Source organism: Chryseobacterium sp. B21-037 (genome assembly GCF_028570785.1).
GTDB lineage: Bacteria > Bacteroidota > Bacteroidia > Flavobacteriales > Weeksellaceae > Chryseobacterium > Chryseobacterium proteolyticum.
Genome location: NZ_JALGCB010000001.1, coordinates 1,451,487 through 1,466,009 on the forward strand (window position 1 = coordinate 1,451,487; position 14,523 = coordinate 1,466,009).

General features: G+C 35.8%; 15 protein-coding genes and 1 other RNA gene. 3 read left to right on the plus strand and 13 right to left on the minus strand.

Going from position 1 to position 14,523, the window contains the following annotated elements; all coding sequences use genetic code 11:
• Positions 1–10: 10 nt before the first annotated feature.
• Entirely contained in the window at positions 11–589 is a 579-nt protein-coding gene (locus MTQ00_RS06310; RefSeq protein WP_273648163.1) for a DUF4199 domain-containing protein, read from the minus strand.
• Between the two features lie 132 nt (positions 590–721).
• Here MTQ00_RS06310 and ffs point away from each other — a divergent pair.
• Positions 722–819: signal recognition particle sRNA small type (gene ffs / locus MTQ00_RS06315), an RNA gene on the plus strand.
• A 15-nt stretch (positions 820–834) separates the two neighbouring features.
• On the opposite strand, the gene MTQ00_RS06320 is transcribed toward ffs, so the two are convergent.
• The 6 genes from MTQ00_RS06320 to gyrA form a co-directional block, all read right to left on the minus strand.
• A complete protein-coding gene (locus MTQ00_RS06320; RefSeq protein ID WP_273648164.1) occupies positions 835–1,521 on the minus strand; it encodes a metal-dependent hydrolase in 687 nt (228 codons plus the stop codon).
• A gap of 97 nt (positions 1,522–1,618) precedes the next feature.
• A complete protein-coding gene (locus MTQ00_RS06325; protein ID WP_273648165.1) occupies positions 1,619–2,068 on the minus strand; it encodes an SRPBCC family protein in 450 nt (149 codons plus the stop codon).
• Between the two features lie 13 nt (positions 2,069–2,081).
• Positions 2,082–3,011, minus strand: coding sequence for a 1,4-dihydroxy-2-naphthoate octaprenyltransferase (gene menA, locus MTQ00_RS06330; RefSeq protein WP_273648166.1), 930 nt, complete (start codon positions 3,009–3,011; stop codon positions 2,082–2,084).
• Positions 3,012–3,078: 67 nt separating this feature from the next.
• Entirely contained in the window at positions 3,079–3,915 is an 837-nt protein-coding gene (locus MTQ00_RS06335) for a 1,4-dihydroxy-2-naphthoyl-CoA synthase (RefSeq protein WP_172278400.1), read from the minus strand.
• Between the two features lie 170 nt (positions 3,916–4,085).
• Complete coding sequence (locus MTQ00_RS06340) at positions 4,086–5,111, minus strand: tetratricopeptide repeat protein (protein WP_172278402.1); 1,026 nt, start codon at positions 5,109–5,111, stop codon at positions 4,086–4,088.
• Between the two features lie 24 nt (positions 5,112–5,135).
• On the minus strand, positions 5,136–7,736 hold the full coding sequence (gene gyrA, locus MTQ00_RS06345; protein WP_273648167.1) for a DNA gyrase subunit A: 2,601 nt from the start codon (positions 7,734–7,736) through the stop codon (positions 5,136–5,138).
• Between the two features lie 148 nt (positions 7,737–7,884).
• On the opposite strand from gyrA, the gene MTQ00_RS06350 reads away from it, so the two are divergent.
• Entirely contained in the window at positions 7,885–8,199 is a 315-nt protein-coding gene (locus MTQ00_RS06350; protein WP_172278406.1) for a DUF4286 family protein, read from the plus strand.
• A 318-nt stretch (positions 8,200–8,517) separates the two neighbouring features.
• Here MTQ00_RS06350 and MTQ00_RS06355 read toward each other — a convergent pair whose 3' ends face one another.
• The 3 genes from MTQ00_RS06355 to MTQ00_RS06365 form a co-directional block, all read right to left on the minus strand.
• On the minus strand, positions 8,518–8,757 hold the full coding sequence (locus MTQ00_RS06355) for a hypothetical protein (RefSeq protein WP_172278408.1): 240 nt from the start codon (positions 8,755–8,757) through the stop codon (positions 8,518–8,520).
• Positions 8,758–8,897: 140 nt separating this feature from the next.
• The gene (locus MTQ00_RS06360; RefSeq protein ID WP_273648168.1) at positions 8,898–9,398 is read right to left on the minus strand and encodes a GNAT family N-acetyltransferase; all 501 of its coding nucleotides are present in this window, start codon (positions 9,396–9,398) and stop codon (positions 8,898–8,900) included.
• A 4-nt stretch (positions 9,399–9,402) separates the two neighbouring features.
• Complete coding sequence (locus tag MTQ00_RS06365; protein WP_273648169.1) at positions 9,403–9,915, minus strand: DUF421 domain-containing protein; 513 nt, start codon at positions 9,913–9,915, stop codon at positions 9,403–9,405.
• Positions 9,916–10,408: 493 nt separating this feature from the next.
• Between MTQ00_RS06365 and MTQ00_RS06370 the strand changes: the two genes are divergently transcribed.
• Positions 10,409–10,597, plus strand: coding sequence for a hypothetical protein (locus MTQ00_RS06370; protein ID WP_273648170.1), 189 nt, complete (start codon positions 10,409–10,411; stop codon positions 10,595–10,597).
• A 33-nt stretch (positions 10,598–10,630) separates the two neighbouring features.
• Here MTQ00_RS06370 and MTQ00_RS06375 read toward each other — a convergent pair whose 3' ends face one another.
• The 3 genes from MTQ00_RS06375 to uvrA all read right to left on the minus strand — a co-directional run bounded on the left by MTQ00_RS06375 (position 10,631) and on the right by uvrA (position 14,465).
• Positions 10,631–10,765: a bacteriocin-like protein gene (locus MTQ00_RS06375; RefSeq protein WP_172278416.1), complete on the minus strand. Its 135-nt coding sequence runs from the start codon at positions 10,763–10,765 to the stop codon at positions 10,631–10,633.
• A 125-nt stretch (positions 10,766–10,890) separates the two neighbouring features.
• A complete protein-coding gene (locus MTQ00_RS06380) occupies positions 10,891–11,286 on the minus strand; it encodes a hypothetical protein (protein WP_273648171.1) in 396 nt (131 codons plus the stop codon).
• Between the two features lie 350 nt (positions 11,287–11,636).
• Positions 11,637–14,465 carry an excinuclease ABC subunit UvrA gene (uvrA, locus tag MTQ00_RS06385; protein WP_172278420.1) on the minus strand — a complete coding sequence of 943 codons (2,829 nt, stop codon included), beginning with the start codon at positions 14,463–14,465 and terminating at the stop codon, positions 11,637–11,639.
• Positions 14,466–14,523: the final 58 nt, after the last annotated feature.

Sequence of the window (14,523 nt, forward strand, 5' to 3'; positions counted from 1 at the left end):
TTATAAAGATTTATTGATGAATCGTTTTTGTTCTGAAAAACGCTCCGAAAAACAGGGACAAAACTACGTAAAATATAAGAATTGCTGCAAAATATCCTGAAAAATGACTTGCAGTAAGCATATCTTTTCCTTTTACAGCTTGTGGAGAAAAGCTTTGACTTCTCTCTTTGTATTTTTGATCTAATTCATTAATGTCTTTCTGATGTTTCAAAATCTTTCTTGCAGACTGATATTCAGAATCTAATTCAGATTTTTGTCTTTCAACATACTGGTAATTTAACAGTTTTTTAGCATCTGTATCAACAAAATTCAGGAACAGGTAAATGCTAAATATGGAAAGAATTCCACCAATAAACATGGGCACAAAAGATCTCTTGAAAGCTTCTCTGAAACCCATTTTATGGGTATTCCAACGTGATTTAACAGACCAGAATGCTCCTCCTGCATAAATAACAGGCAATACGAAAGCATTGATTTTGAGGGATGTATCAAAATAATGAATTCCTGAGAAGAAGTAGTATGCTACAAAAAAAACAATCATTGTAGCGATAAATAGTATAATTCCTATAGTGGATGGACTTTTCGTCATATTCTTATTTTTAGAAAAATTTTAGAAAAATTATTACCCTAAATTTCAGCAATTTAGCACCAGTAAAGCTTTTTTTCGTTCATTTTTCTGTAATATTATTTTCAAATTTATAATTAATTCCTATCTTTGCACCGGCAAGTCCTACACAACCAGCTCCTGAGAATCCTCCAGGGTGGGAACACAGCAAAGGTAATCGGTCGTAGCGGTGTGATGTAGGTAGCTTGCCATTTTTTATTTCCCTTAGTTTAAAATTCAAACTCCTCTCCCAATTTCGGTAAAACAAGCTCTACATTTTTATCATTAAAATGTTTTAAGGCACTTTCATGATTTATTTCAATAGCCGGGAAAGTATCAAAATGACATCCTATTACTTTTGGTGTTTTTAGCAATTCAGATGCTGCAAAGGCCGCTTTTCTCGGGCACATTGTATAATGGCTTCCAATTGGTAAAATGGACAAATCAATATTTCCGTAAAGCCTTGGAAATAATTCCATATCTGCCATTACTCCTGTATCCCCTGCCAGATAAATATTCTTACCTTCAGGTAATCTGAAAATATATCCCACGGGAACACCTCCATAGCTTCCATCAGGGAAAGAACTAGTATGGTGAGCCGGAACCATGGAAATTTTAAGATCGTCGATTTTTGCCGATCCTCCTAAGTTCACATCATCTTTGTTTTTTGCAGCCTTGAAGTATCCACACACTTCAGGCACCCCGATAACGGTAGCTTCTGGATGATATTCCAAAACTTCCGCCACATCTGCTATATGATCACCATGAGCGTGGGTCAGCAGGATATAATCGATTTTCTGGGCAGAAATATCAAATCCGGACTCTGCTTTTTTATAATTATAAAAAGGATCACTTAAAATAGTCCTATCCTTGTATGTGAACAAAAAACAATTTTGTCCTAAGAATTGTATTTTCATTTTGATTTTATTTTAATTATGTTAAATATAATTGTCAAGTATTTCTAAATAATGTTTCAAAGATTTGTTGATATTGAATAAACAAAGAATACATCATTTATTTTTGGGGAAATTTATCTTCAATCAGCCTGAGGTTAATGCCATGTTCCAGATATGCTTTACAACCGTCTAAAACTGTCGTAAAACCACCCGTATTATCATTAATTGTCTTTAAAAGATTTTCACCTGTCTGGGTAAATCCATAGCTTTTAATCACAACCAAAGTCCCTTTCTCCATTTCTTTGAATTCATAATCCACATTAGATGAGGGATCACCCCATTCTGTTTTGATAAGATGATTGGGAATGATTTTATGAACAGTGACATTATTTTTCACTCCATACATTTCCCATTCCCAGGTAATTGTTTTACCTTCTTCAAGTCTTCCGCTCGATTTCGTAAACCAAAATTGAGTGGTTAGTTCAGGATTGATAAATGCTTCAAACACCTCATGAACAGGTTTTCTGATAAGCATTTGAGCTTCAACGAATGCAGGAGAATTACTCATACTGATAATTTGTTTAGTTAAAAAAATTAAGTCCGATTGCTGTCAGTACAGCCATAGTAAACGTCAGGATACCCACTTGTTTCAAATACTGATCAAGTTCTTTAGGCTCCTTTACAGACATTATTTTCCTTCTCAGTTTAGCAAACGGGATTAACAGGATCATTACAATGAATACATAATAATTTTGCGACTGTATGAAACCGTTTATTCCTAAAAAGATAAGGATTAAAATCAGAGGAAGCTGCAAAAGGATCATCTCATAAATCATTGCATTCCTGAAACCTAATCTTAAGGCAAAGCTGTTCTTCCCAGATAATCGATCCGTTTCAATATCCCTCATATTATTAAGATTTAAAACAGCCATACTCATCATTCCAACTGCCGTTCCCGGCAATAAGATATCCCAGCTGAATGTTTTTGTGAACAGAAAATAACTTCCGCAAACAGAAACCAAACCAAAAAAGATAAATACAAAAACGTCTCCCAATCCCATATACCCGTAAGGTTTCTTACCTACAGTATAGCCGATTGCCGCTAAAATACTTGCAACTCCCAGACCTATAAAAATGTAAAACTCATTCATATAATCGGGAATGAATGCAACGTACAGTAAAACAACAGTTGCTATAAAGGACAAGGTTGAAAATAAGATCACTGCATTTTTCATTTGCTTTGCTGTAATCTTTCCTGAAGCTACTGCTCGACTTTCGGCCTCACTGATTCTTTTTGCATCTGTACCTTTTACGCCGTCACCATAATCATTGGCATAGTTTGATAAGATCTGATACAGAAGTGTTACCAGCAGGGCTAAAGCAAAAATCTTCCAATCCCAGGTCCCTCCTTCACCGTATAATTTCCATTTTGCAATGAAACTACCCATAATAATTCCGCTCAAAGAAAGCGGTAACGTTCTTAGCCTTGCGGCTTTTATCCAATCTTTCATAGTTATAATTGATAAGCGATAATTGATAAATGATACCGTGATCATTTATCAATTATCATTTATATTTTTATGATATCCATTGATTTTCCCCGAAGTCAGGTTTTCTTTTTTCCAGGAATGCATTTCTGCCTTCCTGAGCTTCTTCAGTCATATAAGCCAAACGGGTAGCTTCTCCTGCAAAAACCTGTTGTCCCACCATTCCATCGTCAGTTAAGTTCATTGCGAATTTCAGCATTCTGATGGAAGTCGGAGATTTGGCTAAAATTTCCTGTGCCCATTCATAAGCTGTATCTTCTAATTCTTCATGTGGAATAACGGCATTCACCATTCCCATCTCCAAAGCTTCCTGGGCAGAATAGTTTCTTCCTAAAAAGAAAATTTCACGGGCCTTTTTCTGGCCTACCATTTTTGCAAGATATGCAGAACCATAACCACCATCGAAGCTTGTAACGTCAGCATCCGTTTGTTTGAAAATAGCATGTTCCTTACTAGCTAGCGTGAGATCACAAACCACATGAAGCGAATGTCCTCCACCTACTGCCCAACCCGGAACAACGGCAATTACTACCTTAGGCATAAAACGGATTAAACGCTGAACTTCTAAGATATTCAGACGATGTCTTCCATCTTCACCTACATACCCTTGATGTCCTCTTGCTTTTTGGTCTCCTCCACTACAGAAAGCCCATCCTCCGTCTTTAGGACTTGGTCCTTCTCCTGAAAGCAAAACAACACCTATTGAAGAGTCTTCATAAGCGTCATAAAAAGCATCATATAATTCTGAAGTTGTCTTAGGTCTGAAAGCATTACGAACCTCCGGTCTGTTGAAAGCAATTCGAGCTACACCATTGCATTTTTTATAGGTAATATCTTCGTATTCTTTAGCGGTTTTCCACTCAATCATCTTGTAAAAATTTTTCTCAAAGATACGGAATTGCAGAGAATTTTAACGTTCCAAAAACAAGGATTATCATGTAAAAAAACATTGAAACTGAGGAAGCTCATTTTCGGATTAAAAAACAAAAACCGAAACAAAATTGTTTCGGTTTTCTATATCAATCCTTTTAAAGAATATTATTTAGCTTTTCCCTGAAGTTCAGCTTCTTTAGCTTTCATTTCAGCCATCTTAGCCTGATTCTTAGTAATGCTGTAAATCTCCTTCAGCATAGTAACCGCATTTACATCATTAGGAAGAGCCTTATACCAGCTTTCAGCATAAGGTAAAGCTTTGTTAAATCTTTCTTTTCTGGCTTCGATAAGCTTCGTTGCATCATCCGGCTTAGTTTTTCTAAGCGTGTTGATTTCATTTACTGCTTTATCATCTTCTCCGATTATTGTATACACTAAGTTTTGATAAGCATTGGCAAAATCAGGCTTCAACTCAATTGCTTTTTTAAAAGAAGCTTCAGCATCTGCACCGGTAGCAGGATTTTTAGATTGCATAACTCCTAAATTATACCAGTTGGTAGCATCATTAGGATTTTTCGCTAACTGCTCTTTTAAAGTAGCCACAAATTTATCTGTATTTCCTGACTGATAATAAGCTGTACTTTGGAAGTCTTTCAGCTTAGCATTATTAGGAAATTTAGCTAATCCTTTTTCAATGATAGCTACAGCCTCATCATTCTTCTTGGCATTTAAAAGCAATGTAGATAAAGTCTCATATAAATCAGGCTCTACACTTGGAGTTTGCTCTGTTTTGAAGTCTGAATAATCTGAAGATTTTTTCAGCATCTCCCAAGTTCCTTTATCATAAGTAGCAACCTGACCTGTTTTTTTATCTTTTGCCGTATAGTTGGTCTGAACTCCTGTATATCCTGAATTAATCAATTCAGTATAGATCTTAATGGCTTCATCAACGTTGTTAGCCAAAGCATAGTTAAGTCCTGCATAATACATATACACTTTATCATCTTGGCCATTCGTTTTTAACAGGTTATAAACCTCTAAAAACTTAGGAGCCGCAACAGCATAGTTTTTCGCATTATATGCATCCATAGCTGCTTTGTTAGCATCTTGTAGCTGAGCATTTACATCCTTCTTCTGTCCGAAAACAAAAGCTGAAGAAATAATCGCTATACTTAAAATTAGCTTTTTCATAATCAGAATTTATTTTATTTACATTTATTCTTCAGAATCTGAATCTCCGGTTTCATCGGCAGACTCTTCATTTTCCGAATTATTTTCTAATTGTGGTGTTACATTTGCATCTGCATCACTGCTTTGTGTAGATTCTGCTCCTTCTTCTCCTTCCTCTAACTCTTCTTCTACATCCTTATCCATCTCCACTTTTGCAATCGCCGCAATTTCATCATTTTTCTTAAGGTTGATCATTCGAACCCCTTGTGTATTTCTACCCATAACCCTCATTTCATCCATATTCATACGGATAGCAACACCGGATTTATTGATGATCATCAATCCATCTTCATCCGTTACATTCTGGATGGCAATAAGATTTCCTGTTTTTTCGGTAATGTTTAAGGTAATAACTCCTTTTCCTCCTCTGTTGGTAATTCTGTAATCTTCTACAGCAGTTCTTTTACCATAACCCTTTTCAGAAACCACTAAAACGGTTTCATTCTCTACATCGTTCACAACAATCATACCAATTACCTCGTCATTATCTTCCATGGTAATACCACGAACCCCGATAGATCCTCTACCTACCTCTCTTACTTTTTCTTCCGGGAAGCGAATACATTTACCATTTTTAGTAGCAATCATGATCTGAGAAGTTCCGTTCGTAAGCCATGCTCCTAACAATTGGTCATTGTCCCTGATTTCAATAGCATTAATACCATTAACTCTTGGCCTTGAATAAGCTTCAAGAGATGTCTTTTTGATCGTACCGTTCTTAGTGATCATAACCACACTCATCTGATTGATGTATTCAGCATCTTTCAGATCATTGGTTCTGATATATGCTTTGATCTTATCGTCCGGTTCGATATTGATAAGGTTTTGTACAGCTCTTCCTTTTGCCGTTTTAGAACCTTCAGGGATTTCAAATACCCTTAACCAATAACATCTTCCTTTTTCTGTAAAGAACAACATATACTGGTGATTGGTCGCAGAAACAATATATTCAAGGAAATCTTCATCTCTTGTTGTTGCCGCTCTGTTTCCTACACCACCCCTGCTCTGGATCTTATATTCTGACAGGGAAGTCCTCTTGATATATCCTGCGTGAGAAATAGTAAGAACTACCGCTTCATTAGGAATAATGTCTTCAATTGACATTTCACCTCCTGAATAATCGATTTCAGTTCTTCTTTCATCACCATATTTTTCTTTTACTTCAAGTAATTCCTCTTTAATGATTTCAAACCTTCTGCTTTCGTTAGCAAGGATATCTTCTAAATTCAGAATTTCTTTCATGATCGCGTCATACTCATCACGGATCTTATCTAGTTCCATTCCCGTTAAACGAGCCAAACGCAGATCAAGAATTGCCTGGGCCTGGATTTCAGAAAGATCAAACTCCTGAATCAATCCTTCCTTAGCAGCCTGTGGGTTTACACTGTGACGGATTATAGAAATTGCCTTATCCAGAGAGTCCTGCGTACCGATCACCTTCATGAATCCTTCAAGGATATGTGCTCTTTCTTTGGCTTTCTTAAGCTCAAACTGAGTTCTTCTTATAACAACATCATGTCTGTGCTCTACAAAGTGATGGATAATATCCTTTAAGTTTAATTGTTCCGGTCTTCCGTGTACCAAAGCAATATTGTTGACACTGAAAGATGTTTGAAGTGAAGTATATTTATATAATAAATTCAATACAACATTCGGAATCGCATCATTTTTCAGCTCATATACAATACGAAGTCCGTTTCTGTCGGACTCATCTCTTATCTCATAGATTCCTGGAATTTTCTCGTCTTTAACCAGCTCAGCTGTCCTGGCAATCATTTCAGCTTTGTTTACCTGATATGGAATTTCAGTTACGATAATAGCATTTCTGTTTCCTATCTCTTCGAAATTAACTTTTGCTCTAAGAACTACCCTTCCTCTTCCTGTATGGAATGCATCTCTTACTCCATCGTATCCATAAATAATTCCTCCTGTTGGAAAATCCGGAGCAACGATGTGCTGCATCAGCTCATCTATGGTAATCTCTTTATTATCGATGTAAGCAACAATAGCATTAACAGACTCAGACAGGTTATGCGGGGCCATGTTGGTTGCCATACCTACGGCAATACCGGAAGTTCCGTTAACTAAAAGATTAGGAATTTTAGTAGGCATTACAGTAGGTTCCTGTAAGCTGTCATCAAAGTTATTCTGAAAATCAACTGTTTCTTTGTCAAGATCAGCAAGAACGTCGTCAGAGATTTTTTTCAATCTTGCCTCAGTATAACGCATTGCTGCAGGTGGATCTCCATCCATTGAACCGAAGTTCCCCTGACCATCAACCTGTGGATAACGTAAACTCCAGGATTGCGCCATTCTTACCATTGCATCGTATACAGAAGAGTCTCCGTGAGGGTGATATTTACCTAAAACATCCCCAACAATTCTCGCAGATTTTAAGTATTTTCTATTAGAAAAAACCCCTAATCCATACATACCATAAAGCACTCTTCTATGAACGGGTTTTAAGCCATCTCTTACGTCAGGTAACGCCCTTGAAACGATAACCGACATCGAATAATCGATATAAGATGACTTCATTTCATCAACAATGTTGATAGGAATTAGTCTTTCTCCTTCTTTTTGCATAAACAAATTTTATTATAATGACAGTCAGACTTTTAGCTGTGAGTCTGAAAATTATTTATTTTGGTTTTTTAATAACGGGCTAATTTACGAAATTTTTACCGATTTTTGTGGTAGAATTTATCCACAAAATCTTAAAAATTCTTAAAATATGAGCCTATTAAGTATAACTTTCCATTGCACAAAAAATAATCTTGAAGAGTGGGAAAATTATATGGATGAGACATTGGTTTTAATGACTGAAAATCTTATGGATGTAAACAAATATATTCTTTCTGAGATCGAAAGTGATTATATCGACGAAGGGAAGAATTATAATCTCTTGCTGATCTTTGATAATGATGAGCTTCGGACAGATTTTATCGAGAGTGAGCTCTTAAACATTAGAGAAAGAGTTGAAAAACAGTTCGGGCAAGAGGTCATGATATTCAATACTTTCTTGAACCCCAAAAAAACAAGAATGTAATCATAAAAAAAGCTCTGAAATCTCAGAGCTTTTTTGTTGTATTAAAAATTAATTATAAATCGCTTTCATTACCTCGAATGATGCGGGGGTCCATGTGGTCTTGGCGGTGGAGGTGGATGATGCAGACAAGAAGTCAGCAGGAAAACCAACGCCAGTATGCCGATAGTTTTAGTCAGGGTTTTCATATTTTTTCTTTTTATGATTACCATAACAACAACAATCTGAATGCCAGATATTTATTTCATACATAATAAATTCTAAAACACCTTATAAAATTAAAAACCCTGCTTTTACAGGGTTTTAATTTTTCAAGAGATGTTAATCTCTGTGATGTTTTTTATGTTTCTTGTGTCCTCGTCCTCTATCATCATCATATTCGTAATAGTACACTCTTTTTTTAACCTGACCCGGTGCATAGTATCTTGCACTTCCGCCATACACTTTCTTAGCTTGGCCCGGAGGTAATCCTCTCCTTCCATGGTGGTATTCCTGCACTGTACAGCTACTTAGCATTAAAGTCAAAGAAACCACACCTAGCATTTTTATCAAACCGTTCATATTTTCATTGTTTCGAATTTCGAAATGTATATAAACAAGGTTGATGCCAAAAGCAAAAGAAGTTAGAGGTTAGAGGTTAGAGGTTAGAGGACAAAGTTAAAGTTTAGGAATGCGTTGCCGTTTTTTAAAGCGGACACTGCCTAATCAAACCCAACTGTCTCACTTCTTTTTTCAAGCATGACAAGATCTTTCCACTCTCCATTGAGCTTTCCCACTTTTTTACGAACTCCCACTGTTCTGAATCCATTCTTCTGATGAAATTTTATAGAAGCTTCATTTTCCGGAAATATATTAGACTGTAAAGTCCAGAATCCATGATATTCACTATCCAGAATCATCTTTTTAAGCAGCACAGATCCCAGCCCTTTTCCCTGGTACTGATTATCGAAATAAATACTCACCTCAGCAACACCTTTAAAACATTCTCTTTTACTCACAGGCTTCAAGGCCGCCCATCCTACTACTTCATTATTTTCATTCTCCAATATCCACCTGCAATCATTGAAAAATTCCGTATTCCAAACTTCTCTGTTAGGAGCCTCTGTCTCAAAAGTGGCAATCCCACCATCAATTCCCTGTTGAAATATTTCTAATACACGTACTTCGTCACTGGGAAGCATTTCTCTGATCTCGTAGTTCATTTTATTACTGATATTTTCTTTTATTTTTTCTTTTTATCCTCGAATAATGAGTCTGCTTTGTCTGGTTATCTTCCGAAACAACACTGATATTCCCATCCACTTCCAGAATCGATAACCTTACATCTTCTATTCTTTCTACTCCATGCTCCCTGATCGCTTCCTCCAGCTCATCTTTGGTAATTTTTACTGTATTTAAAGCTTTTTCATCGATATTACCATCCTTTACCAGGATTACAGGATTTTCTTCCATAAACGTTTCAAAAGAACGGTTAGAAAACATTAATCTTTTTAGTATAAAATTGGCGGCAAAAAGGACAAGTGCAGCAATGAGACCACCCTGCAAGGAAGTATCCTGACCCACCATTGCATTTTGCACTGCATTGGAGATTAATAATAACAAGACTACATCTCCCGCGTTAAGCTGAGATAGCTGATTTTTGCCGAACAGACGGATCGCTACGACCATAAACAGGTATACGCAAAGCGAACGGACTACAACATCTAGGATAGGATTCACCAATTATATTTATATCTATCAAATGTATAAATTTTTATGATTCTGATGAGTATTTTTTAATAGAGTCCTATCGAATTCAATTATGAAAAATTATAAAAGATTGGCATAAAGTTTGAGCATCTGTTAGCATCAAACACAATATTATGAAACGACTGCTTTTTTCCTCTCTCTACTGCTACTTTTTAACAGCTGTGTAACAAGCAAAAGCAGCAATGAAAAGGAAATAACAGCTAAAATAGACCAACTCTATAAATACACTTCACCGTCCAATTCTACTTCTTCAAAGGAACTTTTTTCTCCTGATCTAAAAAATATACTTGATCAAGCAAACAGGATAGCTGATGCGGATGCCCAAAGAATAAAAAACAGCAACTATCCCACTGATAAACCTGCAGCAGTAGAAAGCTTTATTTTCACAGGAGTACCTGATGCTACAAATCAAAAAATAAAAAGCATAAATGTAACCGGAAATACAGCAGAAGCCATCGTGGAAATGGAAATCAGTGAATATAAAGCAGACGATAAAATATATCCTACTCTGGTTTGGGAAAATACAATTCAACTGATCAATGATAAGGGCTGGAAAATTGACAATATCATTTTTACTCAAAGGTCTACCCTCAAAGAGCAACTCAAGGCTTTTATTATTGAAACAAAAAAGGCCCTGTGCTATAACAAATAAAAAAGCTGCTTCGTCAAGCAGCTTTTTTTTATTTTAAGGACACTGAGCGATTGGAACTTCGCTACATACTGTCTTATTCAATCTTTCACAGTATACGCAGTATTTTTTAGGTTCTCCACCATACACTGATTTTAATTCTTCCTTGTTAAGTTTCTTTAAATTTCTCATACTTTTTAATTTTAATGTTTGGTAAATTTAAAACGAAGAACAAATTAATTTATTACAGTTTTTTGCAGAAAATTTTCACTATTTACACTTAAAAACTATCAAAACTTCTTTTATGAAAAGATTTATTACCTGTTATCAATCTCAACTGTTACAGGCATTACATAGGTATAAGCAATAATGTTGTTATTAAAATCTTTACGATTTATTTTCAGATTCGTTAAAACATTTTCAATCTCTTTACTTACGTTCTTGCAATCACCTGTTGAGTGTACATTCACAATTTTTCCATTTTCTGTAATATCAAATTTCACTTCTGAATTCACAACACCTTGTTTATATTCATAATTAGTAAAGTCGAAATTATTGATAAGCTCTTTTCGTATTTTATTGAACGTATCATTTTTGCTCAGCTGAATTTCAGGAATGACATTACCACTTGTAGTCTGTGCTTTTAAAGTACTCAATGAAACAAATCCTATAATGCACAGGAATAGGGAACCTATTTGAATTTTATTTTTCATAACTATTTGATTTTAAATATTGTAATATTCCATTTATAATTGCTACTCTAAGTTATTAAAAATAATTCATATTTAGTTCATATTTAATTAACATTCAGTTAATATTAAAACATAAAACACTAAATAACAGACATTTAAATAGATTAACAATGTGAAAATTTAATATTGGAGTTGAGAAAACCACCTTTTTATACCCTATTTTATCGAAATCTTTCCTATCCAATTGGCTTTGATAATCAAGAATCTTTTAGATTTAGGAATAAAAAAGAGGATAGTACTCTATCCTCTCTTTATAAAATGAATTCTGTAAATAAAAATATCTATTCCAATGGAGTATAAATATTGGATATCTATAGTTCTTTTTTCAGAAATTTACCGGTCAAACTTTTCTTAGACTTCACGATTTCTTCCGGAGTTCCCTGGGCAACAATCTGTCCGCCGTGCTTTCCTCCTTCAGGTCCCACATCAATAATATGGTCGGCCAATTTGATTACATCCATATTGTGTTCAATAATAATGAATGAATTTCCGAGTTCTACCAATTGATTGATCGCATCCATCAAAATTTTAACATCTTCAAAGTGCAGACCCGTGGTAGGCTCATCAAGAATATAGAGTGTATTTCCGGTTTGCCTTTTGGCAAGCTCAGTAGCCAGTTTAATACGCTGGGCTTCTCCTCCTGATAGTGTAGTTGATTGCTGTCCCATTGTAATATACCCTAAACCTACATCCTGTAAAGTTTTAACTTTACTGTAGATCTTAGGAATAGGTTGGAAAAACTCTACTGCTTCATCAATTGTCATATCTAGTACATCAGAAATTGATTTACCTTTATAACGGACTTCAAGGGTTTCCCTGTTGAATCTTTTCCCATTACATGTTTCACAGTGTACATACACATCCGGAAGGAAGTTCATTTCAATTACTTTCAATCCACCTCCCTGACATGTTTCACATCTTCCACCTTTTACATTGAAAGAAAATCTTCCCGGCTTGTAACCGCGAATCTTACTTTCCGGCAGCTCTGCAAAAAGATTTCTGATATCAGTAAACATTCCTGTGTAGGTTGCTGGATTAGATCTAGGAGTCCTTCCAATCGGAGCTTGATCTACATCTACTATTTTATCAATATTCTCAAGCCCTTCTATTTTTTTGTATGGCAAAGGTTCCTGAACCGCTCTGTAAAAATGCTTGTTCAATATAGGATATAATGTTCCGTTAATCAGAGAAGACTTACCACTTCCCGAAATTCCTGTTACCACCACAAGCTTTCCTAAAGGAATATTGAGATTTACATTTTTAAGGTTGTTTCCTGTAGCTCCTTTTAAAACGATGCTCTTACCATTTCCAGATCTTCTTTCGGCTGGTATTTCGATTTTTCTTTTCCCATTAATGTAATCCGCTGTGATAGTGTCGGCTTTCAAAAGATCTTTAGGTTTTCCCTGCCATAGAATTTCACCTCCAAACTTCCCGGCCCTAGGACCAATATCCAGAACCTCATCCGCTTCAAGGATCATATCTTTATCGTGCTCTACCACTAAAACAGAGTTTCCGATATCTCTCAGGTTCTTCAATGAATTGATCAGCCTCTCATTATCCCTTTGGTGAAGTCCGATACTGGGTTCATCCAGGATATAAAGAACATTAACCAATTGAGAACCGATCTGTGTAGCCAGACGGATCCTTTGGGATTCTCCCCCTGAAAGCGTTTTTGAGCTTCTGCTTAAGCTTAAATAGTCTAATCCCACATCCAGCAAAAACTGAAGCCTGGTTTCGATTTCTTTTAAGATTTCGTAAGCAATAATTTTATTTTTTTCTGAGAATTTATCTTTAACATCATGGAGCCAATCTTTCAGATCAGCCAAACTCAATCCATTAACCTCAGCAATATTTTTACCATCAATTTTAAAGCTCAGACTTGATGGCTGCAGGCGGGTTCCGTTACATTCAGGACATGTTTCCTCAGTAGTAAAATGTCTTTCCAATAAAACCCCTTCATAAGATTCTTTTTCATCAATAATTTCTTCCATAAAAGGAATCAATCCATCAAAATTAATCTTTATCTTTTTAGTGATCCCTGCATATTTAAGGTCTTTGTTAAATTCTTTATGACATCCATAATATATATATTCCAAAGCTTCTTCAGGAATATCCTTCATGGGAGTTGTAAGACCTAAACCAAATATCTCCAGGATATTTTTAATCTGTGCTAAAATCCATTTATTCGATTTAATATCTTCTAAAGGCAACAGACCTCCCTGATTAATGGATAATTTAGGATTTTCCACAAAATAATCCGTATTAATCTTTTTAATAGTACCAAGACCTTTACAGTCCGGGCAGCTTCCTTTCGGTGAGTTGAAGGAGAATGTGTTGGGTTCCGGCAATGCTAATGAATGTCCTGTTTCTGCATCCATTAAGTTTTTTGAAAAGTACTCAATTTCCGTACTTCCTAATTTTTGAATTCCGATAATTCCCTCTCCCATCTCCATAGCAGTTCTGAGTGACTTCTCCATTCTGCTTTCAGATGCATTTTCTCCAATGATCCAACGGTCAATAACGATATCAATATCGTGTGTCTTATAACGATCAAGCTTTAGATCATATTCAATATCCTGTAGTTCACCATCAATTCTTGCCTGCCCATACCCTTTTTTCGCCATCTGTACGAAAAGCTCATGATAATGCCCTTTTCTTGAACGGACTACAGGGGCCATAAGCATGATCTTTTCCCCTTTATAGTTTTCTTTAATAGTTTCAAGAATCTGGTCTTCCGTATAGCTAACCAATTTTTTTCCCGTAGAAAGGGAATAGGCGTCAGAAACCCTTGCATATAACAGACGAAGGAAATCATACAATTCCGTAACCGTTCCTACCGTAGATCGTGGGTTTTTATTTGTTGTTTTCTGCTCGATAGCAATTACGGGAGATAATCCTTCTATCTTATCGACATCAGGACGTTCCAATCCTCCCAAAAATTGTCGTGCATAAGCAGAAAATGTTTCTATATAACGACGCTGGCCTTCTGCAAAAATGGTATCAAAAGCCAATGAAGATTTTCCACTACCGGAAAGCCCCGTAATAACCACTAATTCATTGCGTGGAATTTTGACATTGATATTTTTAAGGTTATGCTCGCGTGCGCCGTAAATTTCTATATATTCTGTTGATTTACTCATAATTTGGCGTGACTTTACCTGAAAATCACAATGTGCAAAATTACGGAATTTTATGGAA

Bases quoted from the DNA above. Each gene is read 5' to 3' on its own strand.
- MTQ00_RS06355 (WP_172278408.1), bottom strand. From the start codon at position 8,757: ATGAACGGTTTGATAAAAATGCTAGGTGTGGTTTCTTTGACTTTAATG.
- MTQ00_RS06310 (WP_273648163.1), bottom strand. From the start codon at position 589: ATGACGAAAAGTCCATCCACTATAGGAATTATACTATTTATCGCTACA.
- MTQ00_RS06375 (WP_172278416.1), bottom strand. From the start codon at position 10,765: ATGAGAAATTTAAAGAAACTTAACAAGGAAGAATTAAAATCAGTGTAT.
- MTQ00_RS06370 (WP_273648170.1), top strand. From the start codon at position 10,409: ATGGAAATCAGTGAATATAAAGCAGACGATAAAATATATCCTACTCTG.
- MTQ00_RS06325 (WP_273648165.1), bottom strand. From the start codon at position 2,068: ATGAGTAATTCTCCTGCATTCGTTGAAGCTCAAATGCTTATCAGAAAA.
- uvrA (WP_172278420.1), bottom strand. From the start codon at position 14,465: ATGAGTAAATCAACAGAATATATAGAAATTTACGGCGCACGCGAGCAT.
- MTQ00_RS06320 (WP_273648164.1), bottom strand. From the start codon at position 1,521: ATGAAAATACAATTCTTAGGACAAAATTGTTTTTTGTTCACATACAAG.
- MTQ00_RS06360 (WP_273648168.1), bottom strand. From the start codon at position 9,398: ATGAACTACGAGATCAGAGAAATGCTTCCCAGTGACGAAGTACGTGTA.
- gyrA (WP_273648167.1), bottom strand. From the start codon at position 7,736: ATGCAAAAAGAAGGAGAAAGACTAATTCCTATCAACATTGTTGATGAA.
- MTQ00_RS06340 (WP_172278402.1), bottom strand. From the start codon at position 5,111: ATGAAAAAGCTAATTTTAAGTATAGCGATTATTTCTTCAGCTTTTGTT.
- MTQ00_RS06350 (WP_172278406.1), top strand. From the start codon at position 7,885: ATGAGCCTATTAAGTATAACTTTCCATTGCACAAAAAATAATCTTGAA.
- MTQ00_RS06335 (WP_172278400.1), bottom strand. From the start codon at position 3,915: ATGATTGAGTGGAAAACCGCTAAAGAATACGAAGATATTACCTATAAA.
- menA (WP_273648166.1), bottom strand. From the start codon at position 3,011: ATGAAAGATTGGATAAAAGCCGCAAGGCTAAGAACGTTACCGCTTTCT.
- MTQ00_RS06380 (WP_273648171.1), bottom strand. From the start codon at position 11,286: ATGAAAAATAAAATTCAAATAGGTTCCCTATTCCTGTGCATTATAGGA.